General features: G+C 66.0%; 33 protein-coding genes. 15 read left to right on the top strand and 18 right to left on the bottom strand.

What is annotated here, in order from left to right; translation table 11 throughout:
- Positions 1–70 precede the first annotated feature (70 nt).
- The 15 genes from IE305_RS24235 (at position 71) to IE305_RS24165 (ending at position 7,734) form a co-directional block, all read left to right on the top strand.
- A complete protein-coding gene (locus tag IE305_RS24235) occupies positions 71–409 on the top strand; it encodes a hypothetical protein (RefSeq protein WP_190131839.1) in 339 nt (112 codons plus the stop codon).
- The gene (locus IE305_RS24230; protein ID WP_190131838.1) at positions 409–771 is read left to right on the top strand and encodes a hypothetical protein; all 363 of its coding nucleotides are present in this window, start codon (positions 409–411) and stop codon (positions 769–771) included. The genes IE305_RS24235 and IE305_RS24230 overlap by 1 nt, the downstream gene beginning before the upstream one ends.
- A 17-nt stretch (positions 772–788) precedes the next feature.
- Entirely contained in the window at positions 789–1,025 is a 237-nt protein-coding gene (locus IE305_RS24225) for a PRC-barrel domain-containing protein (protein WP_190131837.1), read from the top strand.
- Between the two features lie 323 nt (positions 1,026–1,348).
- Positions 1,349–1,618 (top strand): hypothetical protein, encoded by a 270-nt coding sequence (locus IE305_RS24220; RefSeq protein WP_190131836.1) that lies wholly within the window; start codon positions 1,349–1,351, stop codon positions 1,616–1,618.
- Positions 1,619–2,126: 508 nt separating this feature from the next.
- Positions 2,127–2,363, top strand: coding sequence for a hypothetical protein (locus IE305_RS24215; RefSeq protein WP_190131835.1), 237 nt, complete (start codon positions 2,127–2,129; stop codon positions 2,361–2,363).
- A complete protein-coding gene (locus tag IE305_RS24210; RefSeq protein WP_190131834.1) occupies positions 2,360–2,620 on the top strand; it encodes a hypothetical protein in 261 nt (86 codons plus the stop codon). The genes IE305_RS24215 and IE305_RS24210 overlap by 4 nt, the downstream gene beginning before the upstream one ends.
- Positions 2,617–2,859 (top strand): hypothetical protein, encoded by a 243-nt coding sequence (locus tag IE305_RS24205; RefSeq protein ID WP_190131833.1) that lies wholly within the window; start codon positions 2,617–2,619, stop codon positions 2,857–2,859. Before IE305_RS24210 ends, IE305_RS24205 begins: the two co-directional genes overlap by 4 nt.
- A gap of 164 nt (positions 2,860–3,023) precedes the next feature.
- On the top strand, positions 3,024–3,383 hold the full coding sequence (locus tag IE305_RS24200; protein ID WP_229891458.1) for a hypothetical protein: 360 nt from the start codon (positions 3,024–3,026) through the stop codon (positions 3,381–3,383).
- A complete protein-coding gene (locus tag IE305_RS24195; protein ID WP_190131832.1) occupies positions 3,383–3,589 on the top strand; it encodes a hypothetical protein in 207 nt (68 codons plus the stop codon). Before IE305_RS24200 ends, IE305_RS24195 begins: the two co-directional genes overlap by 1 nt.
- Before the next feature lie 16 nt (positions 3,590–3,605).
- Positions 3,606–3,818: a hypothetical protein gene (locus IE305_RS24190; RefSeq protein WP_190131831.1), complete on the top strand. Its 213-nt coding sequence runs from the start codon at positions 3,606–3,608 to the stop codon at positions 3,816–3,818.
- Positions 3,819–3,967: 149 nt separating this feature from the next.
- Positions 3,968–4,720, top strand: a complete 753-nt coding sequence (locus IE305_RS33175) for an Lsr2 family DNA-binding protein (RefSeq protein ID WP_229891456.1) — start codon at positions 3,968–3,970, stop codon at positions 4,718–4,720.
- Positions 4,717–4,923: a hypothetical protein gene (locus tag IE305_RS24180; protein WP_190131830.1), complete on the top strand. Its 207-nt coding sequence runs from the start codon at positions 4,717–4,719 to the stop codon at positions 4,921–4,923. The genes IE305_RS33175 and IE305_RS24180 overlap by 4 nt, the downstream gene beginning before the upstream one ends.
- Before the next feature lie 11 nt (positions 4,924–4,934).
- Positions 4,935–6,302 carry a DUF3987 domain-containing protein gene (locus IE305_RS24175; protein WP_190131829.1) on the top strand — a complete coding sequence of 456 codons (1,368 nt, stop codon included), beginning with the start codon at positions 4,935–4,937 and terminating at the stop codon, positions 6,300–6,302.
- Between the two features lie 299 nt (positions 6,303–6,601).
- Positions 6,602–7,429, top strand: coding sequence for a hypothetical protein (locus IE305_RS24170; protein ID WP_190131828.1), 828 nt, complete (start codon positions 6,602–6,604; stop codon positions 7,427–7,429).
- Entirely contained in the window at positions 7,426–7,734 is a 309-nt protein-coding gene (locus IE305_RS24165; protein ID WP_190131827.1) for a hypothetical protein, read from the top strand. The genes IE305_RS24170 and IE305_RS24165 overlap by 4 nt, the downstream gene beginning before the upstream one ends.
- Before the next feature lie 435 nt (positions 7,735–8,169).
- Here IE305_RS24165 and IE305_RS24160 read toward each other — a convergent pair whose 3' ends face one another.
- The 18 genes from IE305_RS24160 to IE305_RS24075 form a co-directional block, all read right to left on the bottom strand.
- Complete coding sequence (locus IE305_RS24160) at positions 8,170–8,433, bottom strand: hypothetical protein (RefSeq protein WP_190131826.1); 264 nt, start codon at positions 8,431–8,433, stop codon at positions 8,170–8,172.
- A gap of 8 nt (positions 8,434–8,441) precedes the next feature.
- Positions 8,442–9,701, bottom strand: coding sequence for a LysM peptidoglycan-binding domain-containing protein (locus tag IE305_RS24155; RefSeq protein WP_190131825.1), 1,260 nt, complete (start codon positions 9,699–9,701; stop codon positions 8,442–8,444).
- A gap of 68 nt (positions 9,702–9,769) precedes the next feature.
- Positions 9,770–10,051 (bottom strand): hypothetical protein, encoded by a 282-nt coding sequence (locus tag IE305_RS24150; protein WP_229891454.1) that lies wholly within the window; start codon positions 10,049–10,051, stop codon positions 9,770–9,772.
- Entirely contained in the window at positions 10,048–10,470 is a 423-nt protein-coding gene (locus IE305_RS24145; RefSeq protein ID WP_190131824.1) for a hypothetical protein, read from the bottom strand. Before IE305_RS24145 ends, IE305_RS24150 begins: the two co-directional genes overlap by 4 nt.
- Before the next feature lie 147 nt (positions 10,471–10,617).
- On the bottom strand, positions 10,618–11,700 hold the full coding sequence (locus IE305_RS24140; protein ID WP_190131823.1) for a hypothetical protein: 1,083 nt from the start codon (positions 11,698–11,700) through the stop codon (positions 10,618–10,620).
- Between the two features lie 77 nt (positions 11,701–11,777).
- Positions 11,778–12,608, bottom strand: a complete 831-nt coding sequence (locus IE305_RS24135) for a hypothetical protein (protein WP_190131822.1) — start codon at positions 12,606–12,608, stop codon at positions 11,778–11,780.
- Complete coding sequence (locus tag IE305_RS24130; RefSeq protein ID WP_190131821.1) at positions 12,601–13,392, bottom strand: hypothetical protein; 792 nt, start codon at positions 13,390–13,392, stop codon at positions 12,601–12,603. Before IE305_RS24130 ends, IE305_RS24135 begins: the two co-directional genes overlap by 8 nt.
- A gap of 10 nt (positions 13,393–13,402) precedes the next feature.
- Positions 13,403–14,476, bottom strand: coding sequence for a hypothetical protein (locus IE305_RS24125; protein ID WP_190131820.1), 1,074 nt, complete (start codon positions 14,474–14,476; stop codon positions 13,403–13,405).
- Between the two features lie 3 nt (positions 14,477–14,479).
- Complete coding sequence (locus IE305_RS24120) at positions 14,480–15,841, bottom strand: Gp37-like protein (RefSeq protein ID WP_190131819.1); 1,362 nt, start codon at positions 15,839–15,841, stop codon at positions 14,480–14,482.
- Between the two features lie 8 nt (positions 15,842–15,849).
- Positions 15,850–16,770: a phage tail family protein gene (locus IE305_RS24115; protein WP_229891452.1), complete on the bottom strand. Its 921-nt coding sequence runs from the start codon at positions 16,768–16,770 to the stop codon at positions 15,850–15,852.
- Between the two features lie 81 nt (positions 16,771–16,851).
- Positions 16,852–22,698: a transglycosylase SLT domain-containing protein gene (locus IE305_RS33170; RefSeq protein ID WP_229891485.1), complete on the bottom strand. Its 5,847-nt coding sequence runs from the start codon at positions 22,696–22,698 to the stop codon at positions 16,852–16,854.
- 8 nt (positions 22,699–22,706) lie between these two features.
- Positions 22,707–23,000 carry a hypothetical protein gene (locus IE305_RS24105; protein WP_190131817.1) on the bottom strand — a complete coding sequence of 98 codons (294 nt, stop codon included), beginning with the start codon at positions 22,998–23,000 and terminating at the stop codon, positions 22,707–22,709.
- A 113-nt stretch (positions 23,001–23,113) separates the two neighbouring features.
- Positions 23,114–23,404 (bottom strand): hypothetical protein, encoded by a 291-nt coding sequence (locus IE305_RS24100; protein ID WP_190131816.1) that lies wholly within the window; start codon positions 23,402–23,404, stop codon positions 23,114–23,116.
- Between the two features lie 114 nt (positions 23,405–23,518).
- Positions 23,519–24,433 carry a phage tail tube protein gene (locus IE305_RS24095; protein ID WP_444546172.1) on the bottom strand — a complete coding sequence of 305 codons (915 nt, stop codon included), beginning with the start codon at positions 24,431–24,433 and terminating at the stop codon, positions 23,519–23,521.
- A gap of 63 nt (positions 24,434–24,496) precedes the next feature.
- On the bottom strand, positions 24,497–24,880 hold the full coding sequence (locus tag IE305_RS24090) for a hypothetical protein (protein ID WP_190131814.1): 384 nt from the start codon (positions 24,878–24,880) through the stop codon (positions 24,497–24,499).
- Positions 24,877–25,206 (bottom strand): hypothetical protein, encoded by a 330-nt coding sequence (locus tag IE305_RS24085; protein WP_190131813.1) that lies wholly within the window; start codon positions 25,204–25,206, stop codon positions 24,877–24,879. Before IE305_RS24085 ends, IE305_RS24090 begins: the two co-directional genes overlap by 4 nt.
- Entirely contained in the window at positions 25,206–25,511 is a 306-nt protein-coding gene (locus IE305_RS24080) for a hypothetical protein (protein WP_190131812.1), read from the bottom strand. The genes IE305_RS24085 and IE305_RS24080 overlap by 1 nt, the downstream gene beginning before the upstream one ends.
- 24 nt (positions 25,512–25,535) lie before the next feature.
- A complete protein-coding gene (locus IE305_RS24075) occupies positions 25,536–25,874 on the bottom strand; it encodes a head-tail connector protein (RefSeq protein ID WP_190131811.1) in 339 nt (112 codons plus the stop codon).
- Between the last annotated feature and the right edge of the window lie 11 nt (positions 25,875–25,885).

Genomic DNA, 25,885 nt, shown 5'->3' with positions numbered 1-25,885 from the left:
GTGGGGACCGGTCATGGCTTGCCAGCCGTGGCAGCCAAATAGACCCGCAGCACACTTGGAGAGCCTTACCGTGAGCTTTTATGACGACGGCGCAGTCGAGATGAACAAGACCCGCGCGCACTGGGCACTTACAGCACTCGAAGCATTCGGCGGCCAGACCGGCCAGCGTGAATACTTCGATGGAACCCTGACCATTGCCCCCGAAGTAATCCGAGAGGTGGCCGGGGATCTGATCGCCAACATTTTTCACCTGGCGCGCATGAATGACCTCGACCCTGAATCGATCGTCGCTGCGGCGGAATTGCACTTCGAGGAAGAAACTCAAGAGGAGGTCGAAGAGGTAATCGAGATCGAAATCTCTGACGGGATCAGCCAGCTTGAAGACTTCCTGAAGGGGCAGGCCAAGTAATGGTGGATGAGTTCGGACGGGTCCTGTGCAGCGAATGCAAGATGGACCTTTGCGCCTATCCCGAGGATTACGAGGACGGCGGCAAGAACACGCTGTGCGGGCACTGCTCATGGGATGGCCACGTGTGCCCGGAAGAGCGGTTCGAGACCATTATTCGAGCGGCCATTAGGCGCATACGCCAGCACGAGGCCGAATGGCTGGCGACACTCCGCGAAGAGGTCCCGTCGTACGACCCCCAAGAGAACTTGGCAGACGACGGCCCAGAGACCGACCGGATGGACCAGGTGCAGACTGATCAGGCTTTCGACGCCCAAACCCTGCTGCGCCAACTCCTGACAGAATTCGAGGGGGTGGCAGCATAGCCATGCAGGATGCTTACGTGAGCGAAGAGCAAGAAGACGGGACCGTCCGGGAATTCTGGGTTAATCACGGTGCCGGACTCATGCACACGGTTGAGTTCGCCGAAGGGTTCTGGAAAGACTCAGAGACCATCTTCCTGTCCTGGTGGACAGATTCCATCGGAGTCACTAAGTGGGACTCGCATAACATGCTAGCGATCACCAAGGAGGATGCTCGTCGGATGATCGCGACGCTGCAACGACTGATTGATGCCTAATAACTGACGCGCTTTGTCTCGGGCCGCCCGCCATCGGTGGGCGGCCCTTTGCATGGCCTGTCAGCACGTGACAGGACCAGGAGAAAGGTGTAACTCATGCATCTGACATGCGAATTCGACCCTTCGCACCGGGCCAGCGTCCACATCGTTACCGCCCGGCCGGATGGGCGGGGCTTGAAGATTGACGCGCATGTCTGCGCGGACGACGTGAACCCGTGGGTCTCCATGCTTCACGGCCAGGACGGTCACCAGTTCATCTCTCAGCACCCGATCAACGATCGCTGCCGTCCGTACGGGCTGTGCGCTACTCGATAAGGAACCTCATGTCAAAGATCATCATTCGCGCTGGGCAGTGGGAAGAGAACCGCAGCCGAATTCGTGTCCGCATCTGGCGGGAAAGTGAGGAACACCCCTTCGTGGACCTCGTATTGGGCGAATGGCACGATCATCTCTACCGGGAGGTGCCTGCCCTGACGCTCTCGCATATCGCGACCAAGAATGGTGTTACCAACCCTCCGTCCATCTATCGCAAGGACTACCACAACGATTACAACCCGTTCCTTTACGACCTGGTTGGGGAGGGGGAAGAGTGACCGGCTGGAGGTACGAGGTATGGGTTTGCAAGGACGGTTGGACGGACCCGGCTGCCCACGACGGGACGTGTGGCCTCTGGTCGTGCACTGCAATCCACTGGAACGGCCGATGGTTCAAGGCTTTTGAAGATGCGGTCCCGCACCCTCACGCGGTCGTGGAAGCGATACCCGTTGACATTGACCCGGGGTGGAAGCGGCACACCGTCTTTGAGCACATCCAGGGTGGCGGCTTGTGCAAGAGGTGCTGGGACCGGCATATCAACTCGCACAAGGAGCACGTGATTTCGGAGCCCATGGGCTGGTGCGTGCCGTGCGTCGATGCGCAGAAGCGGCGTGGCCCCCTGGCTCGAACTCCCAATGGAGAGGAGTTCATGTGTGAGGACTGTCGCTCGGCATTCCGGCGGAGCCACGAGCGGAGCGCGTACGTGACCGGCCGCGACCCTGACTCGCGCCTCTACAGGCCCGTCCTCGACGTGGCGCGCGAGGACGCAGGAGAAGGAGAGCGGTAATGGGCAAGGGCTCGACCAAGAGCGAAGTCCGGCACTTTCAGACGCTCGATGACGGGCGCATCGGGTGCTGGCTAGGGCACTGTGGCGCACCCGCAACGCGGTGGATCGACATGGAGCGGTACGGCATCCGCCGCTGGCTGAGTACGGCGTACTGCGACGGCCACGGCAGCGACGAGTTCAAGGATTCGCACCACACCTACCGCGTGCGACAGATCAAGGAAGGCAACAGCAAGTGACCACCTCAACCCGATGGATCGCCACCTTTGACGAGGAGGTGGGGCAGCTCGACATCTACAGCTCCAACGGCCCCGGGCCGATGTACACATGGCGCCGACGCCAGGACCTGACCCACGCAATCCAGACGCTCATCCTGTGGAGCTGGGAGCACCCCACCAACGGATGGCGCACCGCCCCGCAGTGGGAGCGCTTGGGCGAGTCCAGCGTCATGGTGGCCGACGCTTGGCCGGTCCGGATCAGCGTGGAGGGCCGATGAGCCGCATGAAGAGGTACGCCGAGGACGTGTGGGAGGTCCAGGAGGCGGCCGGCCTGGCCACGCTGCACGCCACCCCGCGGGCCTGCCTGAAGGCGATATCGGAGACGTTCGAGCTGTGCGGAACGCTCGCCCAGCACTACCACGACCCGCATGTCGTCGCGGCACGCTTGGTGCACGAGGCCGCCCTCTCCTACATGGCGGCAGTCCCCCGTGCCGCACGAGGGGCGGTGGCGGCCTGATGTGGAAGACGCTCAAGTCAGGGCTTCAGGTGAATCCGCTCGGACGCTGCGCGGCTGGCTTCTGCTCGGAGCCCGCGACCGTGGTCACCACCTTCATCTCGCGATACTCCACCGTTCCGGAAAACCCGCTCGGATACTGCTCGGGGCACGTTGAGCGCCGGTTCGTGGACGACGAGACCTATGACCGGCGCCACCAGGACTACCCGGGCGTCGTCGGCGGCTCCGTCTACCGGCGGAGCGATTACGAGATCCGGGAGCCCAACGAAACTGAGGCGGCTGAACTCGCCTGGGAGCAGGGCGCCGAGGAGCGGTGGAAGGCCGAAGGCCGCATCGGCGAGTACCGCCGGATAGCCGAGCTGCACGCCGCCGACACCGTCGACGGGATGCTCGTGGACGCCTGGACAGCAGGGGCGTGCGTCGCCCTTCACGACGCCCTGAGCGAGAAGAACCGAGAACGCTGGCTCGGCCTGACCACAGCGCAGCAGTGCGACATCGCCGTCCGGCTCACGATGGGCGGCCGGTGATGAGCGAGACCTACACCTACCACTGGGCCGTGCTGGAGTGGCCCGACGATGACAACCAGCCCCTCATCCAGGTGGTGAAGAGCACCAGGGGCCCGGAAGCGGCCAAGAACATGGCATGGGGTTGGGCGCGCAAACACCTGTCTCCCGGCATGGTCGGGGTCAACGTCCGCTACCTCGGCCGGTCGGACACGCGAACCAGGTACTGACGCAAGGGAGTTCAACATGGCGAAGACGGATGAAGCCGCGCTCTGGGAGCGACTGGCCGAGCTGCTGAACACGCTCGACGGCGCGGGGCTCAACGTGCACTTCGGTGACCGGATGGGGCCCGAGACCGACTGGTACACCGCCCCCTACGTCTATGCGGGCAACAGGGGCGGCGGAACCCGCGTCGCCTGGGACCGCAAGCGGCGCCGCTGGACAGTCGAGCAGCGGTAAGCAATAAGCACAACCAAACAGCAACACCAGACGAGCGGCCATCAACCGATGGGCCGCTTTCTTCATGCCCGCGAGGCGGGCGCCTTTGGTGAGGGCCAGGTCTTCGGATCTGGCCCTTCGCCATGGGTGACCAGCGAAAGGAGATGCACATGACCGCGCTCTGCATGGGGTGCAAGGCCAAGGGCCAGGAGCAGGAAGCCGCGACGGTGATCGCGGTGGGGCACAAGGGATGGGACCTGTGCCCGGAACACGCCGAGCGGTTCAGCGGCTACCTCGCCGACCTCTTCGGCACTGACGGCCTGGAGCCGACCGTCGAGGCACGGGGCAGCGTCGTCATCACGGGCACGATCCCCGGCTACGACGCCGACACGGCCCGGCGGGCGCTGGAGAACAGCGGGTACCGCATCGTCGGCCACGTCGAAGAGGACACCGCCCTGATCATCTGCGGCGTCCGTCCGGCCCCGCACAAGGTGAAGGAGGCGGAGGAGGCCGGTACGCCGTGCCTGGACGCCACGCGGGCCGGCGCCTTCCGTGAGGCCGTGACCTCCGGCCAGTGGATCGGCGAGGACCCGCTCCCGACGGTGGCGCAGAAGAAGACGGCCGAGGACGTACAGGCCCAGGTGGAGGCCGAGGAGAAGTGGCGGCTGGAGAAGAACCGCCGCCTGGCCGAGTCCAGCGTCCGATGGGCCGAGGAACGCCGGGAGAAGGAGCAGCAGGAAATCCGGCGCATCGTCAAGCAGTCCCAGCCGCCACAGCTGAGCGAGCCCCAGAAGATCCGGGCCTGGGCCAAGGCGGAGGGATTCAAGATCAGCGACAAGGGCGCCATCCCCAGCACCGTCCGGGAGGCGTACCGCCACGCACACGCCGGTCAGGAAGCCCTCGCCATGGACGTGGCCTCGTGACCGATCCGCAGCACATGAGCACCTGCGCCGTCTGCTGCGAAGACCTGGAGGAGCTGGCCGAGGAGGGCATCCCCTACGGCGACTGCCCTGTCTGCGGCCACCTCGTCTGTGAGAACTGCGAGGCCGGATACGACCCCACCACCGGCCAGTTCGTCTGCCCCGACCACGCGAGCGACCGCCGAGCCGCTCACTGCACCGAATAAAGAGGACCACCATGTTCGACACCATGAAGTACGGGCCCATCGGGGACGCGGTCGAAGCGATCATGCCCCAGACCGAGGCCGACCCCATCGGCATCTACGCCTCGACCCTCAGCCTGTTCTCCGCAGCGATCAACGGCTTTGTCCGCACCGACGAGGGCCGGCCCGTCTGCATCTGGACCGTGCTGGCCGGCCGCTCCGGCATCGGGTGCAAGGGCACCGCCTACCGCGCCTCGCGCGCCCTCCTGGGCCCCCAGTTCGAGGGCTTCCTCTCCACCCGGGTACTGAACGGCATATCCTCCGGCCCTTCCCTGGTCGGCAACCTGTACGGCATCGAGCTTGCTTCCATGGGCAGTGAAGGCGGCCCGGACGGGCGGGCCTGCATCGTCGAAGAGGAGTGGGCGGAGGTCCTGAAGCGCGCCAAGCGCTGCCCAACCTTCGACCAGAAGCTCCGCACGGCCTGGGACGGCAACGAGATCTCCAACCGCACCAAGGGCAAGGACGGGACCGGCGAAGTCCAAAAGGTCGAAGCGCCCCTGCTCGGCTTCACCGTCCACGTGACCCCCGGCGAGTGGTCCAAGTACGTCAGCAGCAGCGCAGCCCTCGGCGGCTCCTACAACCGACTGCTCCCCGTCCTGGTCGAGCAGAGCAAGATGCTGCCGTACGGCAAGCGCGCCCCGATCCGCGCGGACAAGCGGCTGGCCGAGGCGTACAAGTGGGCGAAGGACAAGCCTCGCGAAATCTCGCTCGCCAAGGAGGCGCACAAGGCGTACGACGAGATCCGGGCCTACATGATCGGCAAGATGGCCGGTACCCCGGAACACGTCGGCGTGTACTTCGAGCGCACCGCGGAGCAGGTGTTCCGGGTGGCCGCCGTCCTTGCGGCCTCGGAGATGAAGACGCGGATCTCGAAGAAGGCCCTCATGGCGGCCTGGGCCTTCGTCCAGTACTCGATCAACTCGGTGGAGAAGCTGGTCACCGAGAACCACAGCGGCACCCAGAGCAAGGTGAAGAGCCTCCCGGACATGATCCGCGAAACGCTCAAGCGCCACGGCGGCGAGGCAACCTCCACCCTGCTGCTCCGGTCCCTCCAGGCCCGCACGAATGCCCAGGGCCTTCGCGAGACGGTGGACCAGCTCGATGACGTCGAGTACTTCCGGGGCAAGTCTTCGACGGCGGGGCCGAAGCCGATCATCTACCGGCTGCTGGCGGACGGCGCGGAGAAGAAGCCGACCGAGCGGGAGGAGGGACCGGTGCTCACCCTGGTCGAGCCGCCCAAGGCCGTCCCGGTTGCCAAGGCCGAACCGGCCGCGAAGAAGGTCGTCATCCCGCAGCCCAAGCAGGCGCCGGCCCCGAGTAATCCGCTCGCCGCTTGCCTGTGAGACACCAGCTCCGCAGGCGGCCGGAAGGTCGGTACCAGTGTCGTTCGTGTCGAGCCGCCTTCCTCACCAGGGAGGCGGCCGACCGCTCCAGCTTCCCGTGCCCCGGCTACCCGCTGGTGCACGGGCCGCTGGGCCGACGACAACACATCGTCTATCCCACCTGGTCACGGCTGCGGGGCTGCGAGGCATGGGGATGCCCAGACCCGGACCCCACCCACGCCTTCCACGGCCCTGATCCCTTCTGCGACGAAGGAACCTGTCGCATCTGCCTCCATGACTGCGACTGCGACGTATGCGAGATGCGTGTGCAGGCCCCCGGCCTTTGCGTGCTGGTGGACAGCCACGAACCCGAAATCCCGAAGGAGATGAATGAATTGATCTACGAAGAGGTGCCGGTTTCCTGCGCCAAGCAAGGGGCCCGAGTACGGGCCAAGGGCAAGGACACACGCGGGTACACCAAGACCTTGGAGGGCACGCTGCTGCGGGCGCCCAAAGACACCCGAGCGCAGCGCGACGGGCGGTCGGTGAAGGTCTGGAGGATCTACGTCGGACAGCCGGGCGAGCGCCCCTGCAACCAGAACACCCTGGCGCTGCTCCCGGAGGAGACCCTGGAACAAGAGGCCCCCGAGTCGGAAGCCGAGGAGACCTTGCACTTCAAGCTGAACGAAGCAGGAATCGGGGAGCTGGCGGCGGGATACCGCATCCGGGCCACAGGCCGTGAGCCACGGGGCCGCACGGTTACCCGCGAGGGCGTCCTGCTGGCCGATCCCCAGCGGGACAACACCCGGTGGGACGGGGAACCGGTGGAGGTGTGGAGGCTTCACCTCGGCCAGCCTGGCGAGGAGGCCGCGCACCGCCACCTGCTGACCGTGCGCCTGGACGACACGGTGGAGATCATCAACGAGCCCGACCCCGCGCCGGCCCACGAGGAAGACAGCTCCAGCACGGCCAGGGAACCCGAGCCGGCCCCCGTGTCAGCACCCGTCGTTACCCTTCCGGTGAAGGGCCACGGCCTGGGGAAGCCGATCCGCCACGTAGTCACGAACGAGGTCGTGGGGTATCTGCGCGAACCCCGCGACGGTGAGTCCTGGAAGTGGACTCCGATCGAGAAAGCAGAGCAGCGATGAGCAGCGACACCAGCGACGTCAAGAAGATCGCCGAGCGGTGGGCCCGGGACTTCGCAGGCGCCGCCGACGTGGAGTACGTGCCGCTCGTGCAGGTGGACACTGACGGCGAGCTGACCACGTTGTCCTACTTCTTTGAGCGGATGAGCGAATTTTCGGCCTGCAAGGTCGCCATGCGGCTGATCAGGCACGGCAACAACGTCGAGCTGCGGGTGCATGCCGACAACTGGATCGTCCTCGAAGTGAATCTCCCCACCAGCACGTTCGCGCTGGCTCAGGGGGCCGAGGAGCAGGGGAACGAAGCATGATCCAGAAGTTCGACCTGGCATGCCTTCACGCCCATCACGGCGGCTGCGCCGGTGAGGTCATCTTCCGTGAGCCCCTGACGGGACGGGGGCCAGCGGTCCCGAGGTGCGACCACCACCAAGCGCTGGCGGTCGAGAGGGCCGAGAAGCAGCGCCCGGCGTGACACCGAACGCCATGCCACAGAAGCGGCCAGCACGATTCGTGCAGGGCCGCTTTTCTGCTCTCGCGAGCAGGTGGAGAGACGGAGTGTGGACAGAGCCCGACCCCCCGATGGAGAACGCGCTCGGCCCCGGCCGGGAGTAGTGCGCCGTTATCCGAGGTGCGGGGTATAGGCCGCCCCCTCCCTGCCCTTGCGGCAGGGAGGGGCATCCCCTTTTTGACTTGAAGATGACATGGACACGCCTGCAATGATTCATTCATTCACGGCAGGGCATCCCTTACCGCGCGAGGGTGGACTCGCTCTCTCGCTGGGCGAGCTGCATGTGTATCGCGGCCAGCTCGTCGTAGGGCGACGTCTTGTGCAGGGCCTCGCTGGTCTTGCTGTCCTCGACGCGCTGTGCCATTTCGCCAGCACCGAGCAGGGCGGCGACGACAGCCGCCAGGCCGTACCAGTCGATGCCGGGCCATCGGGCAACCAGCAGGGGGACGAGCGCCGCCAGTGCGGCCAGGATGCGGACGGAGTGGGTACGCAGGAATTCCATGGTGCTCCTTACTTGGCCTGGTGGCCGGGGTCAGGGGTCTGGGAGGTCGCGGCAGCCGGAACGGCCGGAACGGCCGGGGCCACCGGGGGTGTGGGCGGCTTCGGGGGGTCGTTCGGCTTGTCCGGCTTCGGCACGTCGGCCGGCTTGGTGGTCGGCCGCGGAATCGGCTTCTTGGTGCCGCAGCAGTCACAGGAGCACTGGCACTTGACGATCACGGTCACCGGCTTCTCGGACTCATGCGCCTTCGGCTTCGCCGCAGGGGCCGGGGCGATCGGCTTGGGCGCCGCATGCCGGGGGCCGGCCACCTTGGGGGCTGCCTTCGGCGCCGTGCCCTTGACCCGGATCTGCTGGCCGTCCTGAATGACGTTGGGGTCCGTGATCGCGGGATTGCGGGCCAGAAGTGCGGTCAGGGACTGCCCGAAAGAGCGGGCGATGCCACTGAGGCTGTCGCCCTTCTGCACGGTGTAGAAGTCGCCGGTCGTGGCCGGTGTGGTCGGCTTGCTCGGCTCCGGTGTCGGCTTCACCGGGGGGACAGTCGGCTTGGGCGGCGGTGTCGGTGCGACCGGGACAGTGATCTCCTGGCCCTCGTCCACACGGTCCGGGGACTTGATCTGAGGGTTGGCCGCCAGGAGGGCGGCAAGCGAGACACCCAGCAGGGCCGCGATGCCGCTCAGCGTCTGACCCTTCTTGATCTTGTACTTGCCCGTCGAGCCGCCCGAGTTGGCAACCGCCGCCGAGGCGCTGGCCGCGTAGGTGTAGCCCGCCAGACCCTTCTTCGACGGGTCCGCGGTGGTCACACCTTCCGCGTACGAGGGGTACCCGTAGCCGTGGACGTAGGAGTCGCGCCGAAGCCGCTGGCGCTTCATCACCTTGTTGCCGTTGGCGTCGTTGGTGGTACTGGTGTTGCCTTCAACGGTGTAGATCCACTCGCTGTCGTAGGCGTAGCAGATGCCCGTGTGCGTACTGCCCGACGTCCCGTAGATCACCTGGGCGCCGATGGCGGGATAGTCGCTCCAGCGCGAGCGCTGCTTGAACCACTCCATCGCGGACCACACAGATGCGGTGCGGGGGAACAGGTCGGCCACGCCCGCCTTCATCGCGACCCAGGACACCCAAGTCGCACACCACGGCTGGTAGTTGGACCACTCAAGGCCAGGAACCTGGCCGCTGTACTTCTGATGGCCGGAGGGACGCTCACCCGGAGCGCGCTCCGCCTGATAGCCCACCTCCCCAAAGGCTATGGACAGGACGGTGGAAACCTGACTCATGGGCGCCTCCAAAAGGGCATGAAAAAGGGCTGGCCGAAGCCAGCCCGCGAATAATTAATTACTTCAGGTCAGTTGCTGCGATGCAGCGCGGCAAGCCGTGACGGATCGAGGGATGTCAGAACCTCGATGAGCCGCTGATTTTCACGCTCGATGCTCGTGAGCCGCTGTTTGATCTCGGTGAGGTCATCCTGAAGCCGGTCGGCCCGAGCCTTCTGCGCCTCGGCCTCCCCCTTCCAGACCTCAGAGGTTTTCGCCTCGTTCGTGGCGCGCAACACCACGTAGCCGCCGAGGACGGTGGCAGCAATGCCCACCAGCCCGAAGGCGTTGAGGATCATCGTCGTACTGCTCATGCGCCGAGCCCCTTCGCATCCAGGGCTATCTGGATGGCGCTGAACGCGTTCATCGACCAGTTCTTGTTCTCCGAGGTCGCCTTGGTCCAGGTACCTCCGTACCCGGCCGTCGTGGCGTAGAGCAGGTCACCTTCGGCGAGGTAGGCCAGGCCCGAGGCGTTCACGCTCAGATAACTGCCGATGATCTTCGTATTGTTCAGCGACTTCAGCAGCGCAGTGCTCCCGCTTCCATCGCGCCCGGAGGAGTACACCAGGGCGTCAACCATGGCGGTCTTCTTACCGTCCATGGTGGACGGCGGACGGAAGGTCAGGTTGGCGCTGACGAAATAGGTCCCCGAGGCCGGGCATCTGAACCTCTTCATATCCGTAGAGGTCCAGCCCTGGCGCTCGAAGTCCCACAGGTCCCACTTGAGTTCCACGCGACTGGTGAACTCATTGACGGAATCAAGGCCCTTGACTCTGAAAGCGCTCGGGATGACGAGTCTGCTGTTGTTCTCGTAAATGTATGGATTGAGTTCCGCGGCCGACACGAGCTGTCGGGAGGGCCACGAGGGGTATGTGAGCATCTAGCCTCCCATGTAGGTAGCCCCCAGATTGAATATTCGGCCGTCTCCCGTCCCGTTGACCCAGCGCGTGTCAGAACCCCAGCCGTAGAAACGGACGTTGAGGGTTTCCCCGGCCTTGAGGTACACCAGGTCGTTGACCGCGACGGAGCAGTCCATGTTGATTCGCGTGGTGCTGTTCTGCGCGAGAATCTTGGCGTCACCACTGCTTCCATGGATCTTGAACTGGAATCCGTAAGAGGCCGTGTCTACGCCGCTGGTGTGTTGCACGGCGCCAAAGAAGGTGACCAGGTACAGGCCGGAGTAGGGGACCTTGATTGCGGTCCTCTCGGCGTAGCCGTCAGCGAGCCTCTGGAGTGCAAATCCAGGGTCGTTCGCGTACATGGTCTTCCAGGACAGGGCTACCTTCTCCTGGCCGGCCGCGACGTTGAAGGAGGTGTCACGGGCGAGGAACCTGGGGCGGTTCTCCAGGTGGACGAACGCGTCGAAGGTCTGGCTGTTCATCGCGTCCACGCTGACGTAGTTGCCGTCGGTCCACGCTGCGAGCGTCGGCGGCGGGGCGGCGGCCTGTGTCCAGCCGTTGACGCTCGGGGCGAGCATGAAGGCGTTCAGGTTGGCGTCGAAGTCGGCGGCGGCGATCCACCAGATGCCGGTAGCGCCAGAGTCCAGGTACACCTGGGCCCTCACGAAGGACCCCTTCGTGAAGTATTCGGTGACGCTCACCTGGATCGTGGTGTAGTTCGATGCCATCTGGTGCTGGAAGGTGGTGTGCCCGATGGCGCCTGAGACTCCCTGCCCGGTCGCGCCGTCGACGTAGAGGTAGGCGTTCAGGTTCTCGCCGACTCCCCGGACCGTGCTGCCGTTGACGGCGGCGTTGAAGGTGACGTGGTAGACGCCGTCCTCCGGGATTTTGAAGCGGGTGCTGTCCGGCGTGGTGAAGCCGTTGACATAGGTGCGGTTGGAGTCCCACAGGACATCCCGCTTCTGGCCCGCGTACAGGGCCTGTCCCGATATGCCGGAGCTGGTGACGACTCCCCGCGTTGAGACGTAGGGCATGTTCGCGTAGTACTTCTGCGGTGCGGTCACCCGCTCGTTCATGAGAGCCGGGTCCGGGACCTCACGGGCCGACCACCGATTGAGTGCGGGTTTAGGGATGGTTCACCTCATTGAAGGTAGGTCGTCTTGCCGAGCACGGACGCGGCGGCGTCGCCGAGAATCCACGTCGGCTTCCCGTCGCTCCTGCCGGGGATGGTCACCAGGTACATGGCCGCGGCGTCGACCTTGGTGTTGAGCTGGAGGGCTCCGAGCGAGGCGCCGGCCCCCGGGGTGTCGGCCGTGAAGGCGCTGATCTCGTACGAGCCGAACCGGCCCACGACCGCTTCACGTGGAAGAACTCCCTCGGGCCACGCGTAGCTGGACACCTGGCGGGAAACCGCGAGCGCCACAAAGACGCTGGTGTAGTCCTTGGACGGCATGAGGGGGACTTTGTCCACGGCTTTGTACACCTGCATGTCGCTCACGGGCGTCACGGACTGATTGGAGACGTCGCCGTTGCGATAGAGCAGGTTCATGCAGGCGGCCTGGGGGGAGCTGCCGAGGTCCCACACGACATCGCCTTCCTGGCCGGTGTACGGCCAGCAGACAACCGCGAAGGACATCTCGTCAGTGGACGGTGAGATGACCTGGGGAAGGTGGCCGGCGGGGGAGGCGAGCTTGGCGAGGCCCTTCATGTTCGCGCAGATCGAGACGACGAAGTCGTTGACGCGAACTCCGGCCGGGACGGGAAGCCCGGCGTAACGGGTGTCCTTGAAGTTCCCCTTGTTCGAGCCGACGAAGGCAGCGAACTCACGGGCTGGCGGGGCGGCGGATACCCACCCCTGGCCATCCCAGTACTGGCCCCTGGGGAGGCTCGCCGTCCATTCCGTCCCGGTCCAGTAGTTGACCTTGGGGGCGCTCCAGGCGGCACCGTCCCAGACTCTCCAGACGTTAGCCATACTGCAACCACACATCCCCGGGCTTGAGTTGGCTGGCGGGCGGCAGGGCGGAGGCAGGTCCGGAGAACACGCGGGCAGAGCCGACGTTCGGCGCGATCACATTGCCGTCCGCCTGGAGAGAGCCGGTGATCAGGACGTTGCCGGACTTTCGTACGCGGAAGACGGAGGTCGCTCCGTCTGCGCCGCCCTGGACGTTGATGGCGTTGGTGGTCTCGCTGGTGTTCTTCGTGAGGACGACCAGGCCGGTGTTGTTGGTGAACGGCTGGATGAAGAAGGTGCCGTTGCTCTTGAGCTGTGTGCCGACCTCGCCCGCACGGTTCATGCGGATCACGTCGCTGGTGCCGCCTGCGGCCTCGACGTTGAGCCAGGCATCGCCGGGGACGGTTGCGACGTCGTTCTTGCCGGTCCGCCCCACCGCGGCATCGAACTTGCGGTCCGTGTACTCGCGGTCCTTGTGCGGGTCCACGTCCGTGGTGAGGTGCTTGGCCAGCCGCGAGGACAGGCTCATCTGGATCAGCTCGACCCGCTTCGCCATCGTGCCGGCCTTCGCCCATAGGCGTTCCACTCCGGGAGGCCCGAGGAACGGGAGGATGTAGCCGTACTCGTCGGCGGTGAGAGTGCTCTGCTCGATCTGGCTGCCGTTCTCGACGTCCACCAGGTCCATGACCCGGTTCGCGGTGTCGGTGGGGCCGTCCCAGATGGTGACCGGAGCACCGGCTACTCGGCCGCCGTCCACGTCTTCGGCAACGTCGGCGGTGCCGCCGCCGAACAGGTACCTTTCCATTGGTGGCTCCTTACTCGTTGTAGGCGTTGGTCTCGTAGACGCCGGAGACGACGATCGAGGACTGGGACGGGAACACCGTCAGGTAGTCCAGGCCCTCGCTCAGGTAGTGCTGGCTCGGGTACGTCATGCGCACGGTCTTGCCCTTGTTGCCGCCGTTGGCCATGCCGGTGATCGCCACAAAGTTGGGCATCCCGCCCCGATAGCCGCCGTTGAGCATGTAGCCCGCGAACGATTGGCCGATCACGCCGTTGAGGTTCTGGGGCAGCGTGAAGCTGAGAGCGCCGTCCTTCGCCCGGATGTCCGTGTTGGACGAGTTATCGAAGTCGATCGTGAACCAGACGAGATTCGGGGCAGCCCAGCGCCAACGGCCTCGGAGGAGAAGGCCCTTGGGGATGCTGGCGGCGTTGACCAGGTCGGGCGTGTAGCTCCAGGACTTGCCCAAGGTGCGGGCGACCGCCACGCCGTCGCGGCCCTTGTAGATCTCCTCCTGGACGTGGCGGGCGTCGCTGTCGAGGTCGAGGGCGAAGCTGCCCTGGGGAAGGAAGCGCATCGAGTCGTCGGCCCACCAGGGGAAGGCCACGCGGTTGGGTGCGTCGAAGGGGGCCCGGTCGTAGAGCTGAGGGGTGCCGTTGTTCCTGGGGACGAAGACCTCCCAGATGACCATTTCCCACTGCTGGCCGGCCTCGTGGATCGGCTGTGGCGGGACCGGGTTCGAGGAGGGCTGGCTCTGCCGGATGTCCATGTTCACGGAGCCCTTGGTGTGGTCCACCCGGATCACGACCACGTCCCGGCGGTCCTTGGCCTTGTCGAAGTTCTGGCCGATCTCGAATTGGCGAGTGCCTTCGAGCTTGTAGTAGAAGCCGCCCACCCAGGCTTCGCCGCCCTGAATCTCCAGGGTCCGGGTGTTCGGGAGGATCTTGGCGTAGAAGGGGAGGGTCGCGGCGTCGGGGGAGGCGGCGGTGATGCGGGTTGCTACGCGGTCCCCGCCCCACATGGTTGCCATCTTCTGCCAGTCCACCTGGCTGACGGCCTGCCGTCCTCCATCTCCGCCGTCCTTCTCGAACGGAAAACTTATCTCCGCCATGGGTCACATCCTTGCTTCCAGCTTGCGCAGCTTTTCTCGCATGTCGGATACGTGCTTGTAGAGGTTCAGTGGTTCGCCGGTGCCTTGTTCGCCGATTTTCGGCACGACGGTTTCGGACCGTCCTCCGTCTTCAACGGTGATGTTGACCTCGCGGACGATGTCCTCGTAGATCTCGCCCTCAATGTCCACCGACACCTTGTCGCCGATGAAATAGTCGATTCCGAAGCGGCATTGGGGCGTCTCGATCGGATAAATCTGGAAGTTGCCGTTCTTCTCCGACTCTTTCAATACGGCGTCTGCGGCCGTCTTCATCGCGTCCTGGTAGATCTTCAGCGCTTCGGCCTCATCCTTGGCCCCGGGCGGCAGCGTGAAGCCGCCGTCCTTGGGCTTGTTCAGGACCGGCTTTCCAGCGGCATCGGTCTTCAGGGGGATGTCGCGGCGGTCGATGAACTGCTCGCTGATCAGACCCCATTCGCGTTCGTCGTCGGTCAGCCCGTCGGGGCCGTAGCCCGTCTCGGGGTACTGGCGGATGAACCGGTCTTTGCCCTCGCCTTGCGCTGCGACGATGGCGCGCGTCACGCGAGGCGCTGTCAGTGTGGCGACGTACTCGCGGAGGTTCCCCAGCTCGGGGGAGAAGCGCACGCTGTTGGTCTTGTCCTGCGGGACGAAGGTGGTGAGCTTGATCTTCTTGTCATCGGGGTGCCACAGGAAGCGGTAGCCGATGCCGCCTTCCTTGGTCCACTTCTCGGCGAGCGTGCCCAGGTTGTCGTAGCGGACGGTGCCGGCCACCTTGGCGCCGATCTTGGGCGGCACTCCCGGCTGATTCGCGGCCGGGGGCGGGAGCAGGGTGACGCCGGGGGCCTTTCGGCCGGGCAGGCCGCGGGCGCCGAAGGCGAGGTCCATCTCGACCCACAGGGCCTGGCCGGCCTCTTCCCCGATCGGGCGGGCGTCCCGGTCGCGGTCCTTCCACTGCTCGTTCGCGGGGTAGACGGCCATCGCGTCCGTGCCCCAGTTCTTCACGCCGGGGAAGGCGAGGTACTGGTAGGGAAGCTTGTTGTCGCACTTGCCGCCGACGTACACCGAGCCCCGCCCCGTGTGCTGCTCGACGGTCCAGTACTTCTGGAACTGCTCGATCTGGCCCGAGAAGATCGGCTCGTCATCGCGGCCGTCCATCCAGACGGCGATCCCCCCGCCCTTCTCCAACAGCTTCGCCTGCGGCGTCTTGTCCTTGACGAGGAGCTGCCAGGTGCCTTGGGCGTTGTAGCGGATGATCAGGTCCAGCTTGATCCAGGTGTCCAGCTCGCCGATCCGATGAATGAGGCCGTCCTCGTCGGGACGGCCACGGACCTCTACTCGGTAGCCCAAAGCACCTCCTAGTAGGTCTCGTAGCGGGGGGCGATCGTCATGCGCAGCGTCGCGTTCGCGCTGCCGGGCACCAGCTCGATGCCGATCTGGGATCTGCCCGAGGGGAGGGGCCACAGGGACGGTGACTTGCCGAGCAGGGGCCAGTAGTTCTTGCCCTTGTCGTCCAGCAGGGTCTTGTGGCCGGGGCGGGTGTCGATCTTCAGAGTGGTGCCGCCCGGCACGGCGTCCTGGGCTCTGCCGTCGATGCCGAACGACCGGTCGCCGCAGGTGAATCGGAATCGGCGCACGGGCCCGGTGACCTCCCACACGGGCCAGGCGGACACGTCACCCGGGTTGGTCACGGGGAAGTCCTCCCGTGACACCAGGCCCTGGCTGATCGAGAGGGGGAAGAGGGACTTCGCGGGCTTCAGGAACGAGGACCCCTGGCCGAACGTCCACTCGGCGACGTGGAAGTCATCGCCGTAGTACCACGGGTCCATCGCGGTGAGCTGGACGCCGTAGCGAATCCACCGGAAGCCACTGCTGTCTTCTGACTCGTTGCCCTCCAGGCCGCCCTTGTACCAGCACTTCAGGTAACGGGCAGGCAGGCCGCTTTCCTGGATCTTGAGCACGCAGTGCCCATTGAGGGGGTTGAGGGCCCGTATGAGGGACTGCTTCAGGCGCCGGACGGTGTACCGGTCGATGCCGTACAGGAACAACGGGATCATGATCTCCCGCGCGGCGGCCCTGGTGCTGCGGTACATCGACCCGGCGAGGTTCGGGCTCGTATCGGAATGGATCTCCATCGGGGGCATGTCGAGGCCGGTGGCGCCGGCCTGCATGAAGATGTTGGGCCAGTAGCGGCCCCCGAAGCCGGTAAGGGGGATCTCCTCCCCCTTACCGGCGTTGCCCGTGATCGATACGTAGGTGTGTCCCCACTTCTTCGGCACGGGGGGACTGGGACGGTTCGCCGGAGGTTTCTCCGGGAGAAAGTCCCATGAAGCCGGAATTGGCATACACGCTCCTATCCATCACATGGCGTACATCGCCTCCATGTACTGAAGGCCGCGAATCACGGCCTGAGTTGTGTTCTCGGCCTTCGCTTCGTGAATGTGAATCTCGTAGCGTTTCCCGAGGAGATCTCGGGTCTCGGCGTCGTTGTAGACACGCTCACCGCCGCGGAAATTCACCAGCTCCGGGCCCCGCTCGCCCACCAGGGCCAGGCCCGGGGAGGCGTAGGTCGTCCCCGTCCAGTAGCCCTTCGGCGGCTTGCTGGGGTCGGCCTGCTGTACCCGGCTGATGTCGCCGTACCGGTCCCGGATGTAGTTGATCGAGGCGGCGATGTTCGCCACCGGATCGAAGATGTCCCAGCTCGTACCGGGCTGGTGATACGCACGGAAGGTCGGGTCAATCACCTGGGTCAGGCCCTTGGACGGCGTGCCGGCCTTGGCGTTGGAGTCCCAGTTGTTGACCGCCCGGACGTTGCCCCCGGACTCGCGGCGAATGATCGTTGCCATGCCGTCAGCCCACCTCGGCCCGCTGACCCCGGTCAGCGCCATCGCCTTGGCGATGTACTGGCCGATCGCGGAGTCCACGCCGCCCCCGAGGGAGCCGACGAACTTCGGGATCGAACCGGGCCAGGCGTTGAGGACCGGGCCGTCCGACGTAGCCGAGCCGCCGCCGGTCGGCCGCAGCGCGGCCGTGGCCGTACGCCAGTAACCCCGGGTTCGCTTCAGCGAGTTGGACTCGTTGCCGCCGACCGTCTCATCGGGGCCGGTCTTGATGTTGATGTGGCCGTCGCCCCGGTAGGTCAGCAGGTCGCCGGGCTGGGACTGGGCCACCGGGACGTGGCGCATCGCGCTGTTCCAGGCCGCCACCGCCGGCCAGCGATTCCGCGGCGTCCCCTTCGGGCTCCCGCCGTAAGCAGCGTTCGCGCCCGCGTGGTCCACGACCCACGAGACGAAGTCCGCACACCAGGACTCCAGGGCCCCATCGGTGTACTTGGCGCCGCCCACCATCGGGGCTTCCCGCTCGAACTCGGACAGCGCGAGCTTGACGACCGCGCCGCCTCCCGTCGTGTGCTCGTCGACCCACGACGTCCACTTCTCCAGCCACGGTCGGCCAGCCTGGAAGTCCCGCTTCGCGAGGTCTCCGGAGAGGCCGAAGGTGCGCCCGACCGTGTCGAGCATCGGTTGGACGACGTCCTTCCACCCGGCCTTGAACGCGGAGGCGTAGCCGTCGTAGTCGTCGTCCTTGTGCCGCTTCACCCAGTCGCTGCCGGACTGGCCGCCGAAGCGGGCCGGCCCGACGATGCCGCCGCCTGCGAAGGCGTTCCCGCCCCGACGGGCCACCGCATTCCAGTGCAGAATCGTTTCTGCTCCGAGGGCGCGAACGACCTCGGGACGAAGAATCCCTTCTCCGGGGCTGAGTACGGCAGGGACAGAGTCCACACCCGGCTGATAGCCGGGAACGACACCACCACGGGCGAAGGCGAGTGTGCGGAGCGGGGCCTTGGTGCCGGCCAACTTCGCCATCTCGCTCATCATCGAGACCGCGCCCTGGTTGTAGGGCCCGGCCAGGGTGCTCCTGGTCGAGGAGCCCACGTACGACATGGACGAGCGCCAGGTGCTCTCGATCGCCTGGCCCGTCTGCCGGAAGAAGCCCGACAGCCCCTGAAGCCCGGACCGCAGGCGAGTGAATGAATCAATCACCCGGGCCGAGGCGGAACCTGTGGTGCTCTGGACGTCGGACCAGACGCCCTGGTTCGTGGACTGGAACTGTCGGTGCCCCTGGGACAGTGGCCCGCTGAGGAAGCTGCCCTGCCGCTGGTAGGCAGGGACGAGCTGGCCGTCGACGGCCGTCGTGACCCGCTGGGAGATCTGCGCCCAGGCGGCATCGGAGGTTGCGCGGAGCTGCCGCAAGGTGGCCTCGATCGACTCCACTGCGTCAACGATCTGCTTGGCTGCCTCCTCGAACGCCGAAGCGTCGGGGGCGGCGACCGAAGTCGTCGTCTCCTGGGCTGTGCCGGACAAGGAGCCCGACTTCGCTCCGGCATTGAGTTGCTGGATAGCGGCGTGGCCGAGGAAGCGGGCCGCTTCCGGCCGCAGCACCGCTTCACCGGGGGACAGCAGCGCGTGGACGCTGTCGTTGCCCGGCGCGTATCCGCCGGGGACGATCCCGCCGTTCGCGAACTTGAGCAGCCCTTCGGTGTTCGGCATCGCCTCCTTGGCTCGCGCCCAGAAGTTCTGCCAGACCTCTTCGGCGAACTCTTCCGGGTTGGAGACCAGATCCTGGACGGTTTGGATCATGTCCCGGACACCGGCCAGCATCTCCGAGAACATGGACTTCATGGCCTCGATGCCTTCCTTCAGCACCGCTGCCGGGCCGTCGGTCGCCACCTTTTCGATCAGGCCGCCGATGGACTTCACGGTCTCCCAGAGACCGCCCACCCCGTCCTTGATCATCTGCCAGAGGTTTTCCGGATTCAGCAGGTCACCGGTGAACTTCGCACCGCGCTGGAGGATGTTGCCGCGGCCCTTCCAGATGTCATCCCAGAAGAGCTGACCTGCGGTCGGGGCCACGGCGCCCGCCACCAGGCCCAGGATGTTGCCGATGCCTGTCGGGGCGGCCCGAAGGAGGCCGGGTATTCGGTTCGTGGCGAACTCGCGCAGGTTGTCGAAGCGGTTCAAGGCGCCACGGCCAGCGGCGTCACCACCGGCCTGCGATCCCCAGCGCCCGACATTGCGGCCTGTCGTGCCGCCGATGGCGCGACCGGCGGAGGCCATCTGAATACCGCCACCGAAGGTGCTGGCCGCCGGGCCGAGGTTGATCGAGTCCCACAGCTCGCCCAGGATCGACAGTGGCCAGGGGCCCGACTTGCGGGTGCCCTTTCCTGCCGTTCCCTTCGCGTGACGGGAGATCTGGCCCCGGGCCGCCGCCGCGTTCCACTGGTTGATGGTGTCGGCGCCCAGCGCGTGAGCCACCTCGGGGCGCAGGATGGCCTCGCCGGGGCTCAAGAGCGCCGGGTAGTTGTCCACGCCGGGGGCGTAGCCCGGAATGACGCCACCGAGGGCGTGCTTCTTCGACCGGCCGCCCTTGCCCTTGCCGTCACCTCCACCGAAGCCGGTGAGGCCGTTGACGGCGGCGATCTTCCCTTCGAGCTTTCCGGCCTTGCCTTCCGCCTGGTCCAGGGCATCGCGGAGCGTGCGGACCTTCGACGTGATGCTGCCGAGGCCCCGCCCGTTGATGTCCTTGATCTTCTCGTTGAGATCCCGTGCCTGGCTGTGCGAGCCCTGGACGGCCGGGGTGAGCGTCGAGGCGAACCGTTTCCGGATCTGGGACAAGGAACGGTCGTTGAGGTCGCCCACTTCGGAGCCGACGCCTGCGATGTGCCGCTTGGCCGTATCCGACTTGTCCTTCAGGTACTCGACCTGCTGGCGGACCATGCCGAGCTTGCCGTCGTTGAGGTCCCGCACCGCGCCGTGCGTCTGCTTCACCTGCTGCTCAGCCGCGTTCGCGGCATCGGCGAAGGAGCGGAACTTCGTGGTGATCTCGCCCAGGCCCGCCGCGTTGAGCTGCTGCACACCCTGACGGACACTGCCGATCCGCTGGTCAGCGTCGCGTGCGCCGGCCTTCACCGAGGCGCCCGTTTCCCCGCCCAGAGACTCGGCGAGGTTGGTGAGCCTCAATTCATTCAACGAGCGGATGGCGGCCTTGACCGTCTGGATCTTCTGATCGATCTCGCGAAGGGCGCGCTCCGCGGCCTCGGTGTTCAGCTGTACGGCCTCGGCGCGGCTGTCCTGCCCGCGCATCCGGTCGATACCGCGCCGCAGCACGGAACGGTCGTCCCCATCGTGGGACTCGGCGCGCCGTTCGCGGTACGCCTCACGGAAGTTGCCCCGGCCGGCCGTTACGCCTGCCAGGAACTGGTTGCCGGTGCGGAACGCGCCACGCGTGCCCTTGGCCAGGCCGCCAATGATCTTGAGTGGCAGCGCGAACGACTTGCCGAGCTTGCCGATGGTCTTCGTCGCCAGGCCGATGGCGATGGCCAGAGGGCCGAGAACCGCAGCAAGCTTGACGGCCTTGGCCACCAGGTCCTTGAGCCACGGGTGATCGTTGAGCAGACCTTCCGTCTTCTCGACCCCACTGAGGAGGAGCCCAAGGGCTCGGACGAACTGGCCCAGGAGACCGCCGGTGAGGTGCTGGAAGTCAGGGTCCTCAAGGAGCTTGCCGAGCCGGGCGACGAGGCTGCGGACCCGCTCGCCCAGTTCCGTCCACTCGAATCGGCCCGTCTCCGGATTGAAGTCGCCGAACTGCTTACCGAAGTTGAGCTGGGCCTGTTCCTTGACGGCCTGGAGCGCGCCGCCGATCGAGCCGGTACCCAGGGTCTCGGCCGTTCCCTTGACGCCCTTGCGGGTGTCGTACGCCTTGAGGAAGTTGGCGAAGAACGACTTCGAGGAGACGCCTTCACCTCGTTCCTGGACCTTTGCCAGGAACTCCTTGGCCTCGGTGTCCTCGTCGCCCTTGCCCGAGGTCTTGAACCCGGCCATCTTGGCCAGCTCATTGATGGGAATGCCCGTGCCACGCGAAAACTGCTTCAAGCTCCGCGTGTTGAGCTTGGACATGTCCATCATCATGTCCGCGCTGTACATGGCGCCCTTGACCCGCTCGGGGTCCAGGACACCGTACGAAGCGGCGAAGTCGGCGATACCCCGAATCAGCTTTTCGCTCTTCTTCAGGGACTCACCCGTCGAGTCACCGTAGGACTGGAAGTTCCGCGCAAGCTGCTGGAACTTGTCCGTCATGTCCTCAAGGGAGAAGGGCGTTTTCACCGCGAAGTCCTGGATGGACTGGATGCCCTTCATGACATCCTTGTTGTTGAAGCCGGCCCGCTCCAGGCCCCGGGACGAGAGGAACTGCATGTCCGCGGACTGGGTGCCGATCTTCGTCACGTAACCCGCTGCCAGCGCGAGCGGGGCGACCAGATTCTGCGTGATCGACCGGCCGACCTGCTCCAGGTTGGTGCCGAACGTCTCGGTGCCCTGCGAGAGGGCCTTCCACTGTTCGGCCGCGCTCTTGGTGCTGCCACGGTGCTCGGCCATGAAGCCGCGGAGCTGGCGCTGATTCGCGGTGATGGTGCTGGCGTACTCGCGGCGCTGTACAGCAAGGTCGCGCAGCTCGTTCTGGAGGGCGGCGGTGCGCATCTGGATTGCGAGGCGTTCCTCGGCCAGGCGCTGGCGGGTGGCGAGCTGGACCTCGCGCTCTGCCGCCTTTTGCTCGGCGGCGGCCTGGCGGGCGGCGGCGACCTGCTCGCGTTTGACCTCCGCAACCTCACGGGCGAGAGCACGCTCCTCGGTCCGCTCGGCGGCGACGCGGCGGCGTGTCTCCGCCTGGGCCTCGCGCTCCAGGCGCTGCTTCTCCTGAACCTTGGCCCGCTCGTCGCGGATCGACTCCTCAACCGCCAGGCGGTTGGCGCGGACGACGTCGTTGATGGCACGGCGGGTTGCGGCGCTGGTGCCCTGCTCCAGTTGCTCACGCTGCTTGGCGAGGTTCCGATAGGTGCGGAACTGCTGCCCGGCCTCCTCACCGTGGAACCGGGTGAGGCTGCGCTCGATCTGCCGCAGCTTGTTGGAGGTATCCAGGGCCTCCTTCTCGGTCATCTTGCCCGCGACCTTCGCCTGCTTGGCAGCAAGCGAGGCGATACCGGCGAAGCCCTGGCCCATCGAGCGGGAGAACGCCCGGCCGGCCTGTTCTCCGGCTCGCGTCATCTGCCGGGTGAGGTCGGTACGCATCCGCGACAGACCCGTCTTCGACAGCTCCGGGTAGATCTCGATGAAGCCGGACCCGACCTTGACCGGTGCCCTTCCGCGGCTCGCCATGTGGCCCCCTACAGGTTGTTCATCTGCGTGAAGAAAGAGGCCACGTCGGAACCGGAGGCGAACTCGAACTGCGGTTCCGGCTGCTGTTCAGGCTGTCCCGGACGAGGCAGAGGCGTCGGAGGTTCGAGGCCGGTGTCTTCCGAGGAATTGGCCTGGATGAAGAGGTAGTTGGACAGCTCGATGCCGTCGCTGATTCGGGCGAGGAGATGTTCAGTTGTGCCCCAGGCCGATGATTCATTCATTGCCGCAAGCAGCGCGGACCGGCCGGGCTTTCCACACAGGGAGGCGATGAGCACGCCCACGCGGCGTATGGAGAGCCGCCCGCGCCACAGGTCCAGCAGATCGATCCCGAAGTGTTCGAGGAGATCGGCCTCCAGCTCGTCGCTGAACTCCTGGATGACGCGGACGGTCGCGATTAGTTTCCCGAGTCGCCCTGACCGGAAGCCTTCGCCACCAGGTCAGCGAACTCGCCGAACTCGCGGATCGTCGGACGGGTGGCCTTGTAGGCCGCCCACTGCTCATCGCCGACGATCAGGCGGACGGCCGTCAGCTCGTCCTCGGCCTCCAGCAGCTCAAGTGGCATGTCCAGGGCGTTGGGTACCTGGAAGGTGATGCCCCGGTGCTCGAAGGTCGTCGGGCCGGCCTCGGCCTCCGCCTTCTTCGCAGCGGTCTTCGCGGACGCAGCCTGATTCGCGGTAGCAGCCATGGGTACTCCTGAAAGCAAGAAAGCCCCGGTGTGGGGCGTTGAGAGGTAGGGGAAGGAGGCGGGGATTTCTCCCTCCCCGCCACGGGGATGGGCGCGGCCTGCGGCCGAGCGGCGTTAGACGGTCTGAGCCTTGGCCTCGACGGTGAGCGTGCCGGCCTGCGCGGAGTGTTCGCCGTCGCTCGCGCTGATGGTGAAGCCCTTCAGCGGCGCGTCAGGGGCGACGGTGACCCGGATGTCGAAGGCGCCGTTCGGAGAGGCGTTCCCGGCGTCGGCCACCAGCTTCGGGTCACCGGTGGTGACAGTGATCGGAGCGTTTGGCTTCGCGCCCTTGCCGGTCACGTGGACCTCGCCGCCCTGCTTGACGGTCTCCTGCGAAAGGTCTGCCTGGAACTTCTCGCCGGGGAGTACGGCTCCGTCCTTGATCGCGTCGTTGGTCAGGACGTAGCCCAGGCGGCCGGAGGCATCCAATGCCTCGATGGTCAACTCGAACTTTCCGGCCTCGGCCCGCTGGAGCTGGATGGCGCCTCGGTCGGAGATCATCGCCCGCTCGATCACTGCGCGGTACTGCACGGCGCCCTGTGACCAGTCCACGACGAGGGAAATCTCGCTCAGCTCCGGGGTGCTGGACAGGTCCAGGCGCCAGGTGTCCTTGATCGGCCTCTCAGATCCGTCCGAGCCCCTTTCCATGGCGGGCTTCCACTCCGCACCGAAGAAGAGTTCGGTGGTGGCGAGGTTCGTTTCCAGCAGGGTGGCCTTTACCTGGAACGACGCCTCCTTGACGTTGTAGAGGACGGGCACGGCGCTCTGCCAGACCTTTACCGGATCGGAGGAAATGGACGGAGTAATCGTCACGCCACCCTCATCCACGTAGCCCATGGGGGTGTAGCCACTCGGGGCAACGCCCTTGACACCACAGTCAGTTGGGGGCTTCGGGCCAGAGCCGGACTTCGGGAGGGGGGCGAAGTAGAGAGCGCCGTCGGGGGCGAAACGAATTCGGCCGGCGTCGTTACCCTTAGCGTCAGCAGCCAATGTGTCTCCTCTTTAGGGCATGAAAAAAGCCCCCATTGCTGGGGGCTGGGCGAGAGGGAAGTGCTATCCCTCGGTGATGAATACGGAGACCTCGCCGAGATAGGAATGCTCTCGGGAAGTCGAATCCGGAAAGTAGCGCGGGCTGATGCCATCGGAGACATCGAGCACCAGAGCGCCGCCCACGAGGCGGCCCGGCAGGTCCTCAAGCAGGTGCTCGCGAACGAGGTAGGCCAACTTGGCGGCCTCGTCGCGGAGTTCCGAGTACACCTGGTAGGTGATGTCGGCCCGGTCCATGCGGTCCCGGACGGCCCGGTAGCCGCCCGCGTGCTCGACGTAGATAGCGGTTTCGCCGGGTTCCCGGCCCACCAGGTCCCCGGTCACCGCGTGGGCCAGCTCGGGCTTGGCACGCAGATAGTCATGGACGACGGAGACGGGATCGATCCTCACGACTCCCTGACCTTCATCAGGGCGTTCTTGAGGATGTGCCGGCCCGCATGGCGGCGGCCGGCCTTGTCTCGCCAACCGAACTCCACGAGGAGCGGGTGACGGTCGGCCTGGACAGCGGCGTGCACGACGCCGTTCTCCTCGAAGGCCGTGACCGAGATCGAGCGCGAGTACATGTTCCACGAGCCGCGCTTGTTCTTCGGTGCCTCGCCACGGGCCAGGGCCGCGATCTCCTCGGCCTTCTTCGCACTCAGCTCCGCCGCCTTGGGGGAGGAGACAAGTTCCTTGAGGCCGGCCTCGGAGAGGTCGAGTCGGAATGCTGCGGGCATCAGTGCTCCACCCTCCAAGCGCGGACCCGAACATGCCGGATCGAGCCGTAGTTCCATTCCATGGGGTCGCCGTCCACCTCGTAGGTGCGGCCGTCGAACTCGACTCGGTCCGCGGAGTCCACATCGGTGCCCCAGGGCAGGAAGACCCGCAGCCGTTCCTGCGCCGTCTCGCGCTCCGGGCTGCGGGCCTCGAAGGCGCGGTCCGGCTGTACGTGGGCCAGGCCCTCGAAGACGTTCCGCGCGTTCGACCAGTCCCGGCGCCTGGTGTAGACCGAGTCCTTGATGTCCGCTCGGCGGACCACCACGTGGTCACTGAACAGGAACAACGCCTACCCCCGTTCCAGGCGGACGGTGGACAGGGGGCGCCGGTACCGCTTCAGGGCGGTCTTGGCCGCCGGTGAAAGCTGCTGGGCGGAGGAGGCAGGGCCGAACTGGACTTCCACGTCGCCCACGCGCTCCGAGACGATGCCGGGCTGGACCGCCAGCCACCGGATAACTTCGGAGCACAGAACGGCCCGAATGCCGGGGGCGTCGGGCGCGTACCGGCTACCGCAGTAGTCGCGGATGAAGGCCGCGGCATCCTCGATGAACGCTTCGACGCGTGGCCTCTCCGCCTCCTCGAACCTCCGGCCGAGCCTGACCTCGATGTCAGCGACGGATACGGGCATGGCGGGCTCCT

It is taken from the genome of Streptomyces mashuensis (assembly GCF_014654785.1).
GTDB classification, from domain to species: Bacteria; Actinomycetota; Actinomycetes; order Streptomycetales; family Streptomycetaceae; genus Streptomyces; species Streptomyces mashuensis.
The sequence above is the reverse complement of the archived record's forward strand: the minus strand, read 5'-3'. Positions and strand labels throughout refer to the sequence as shown.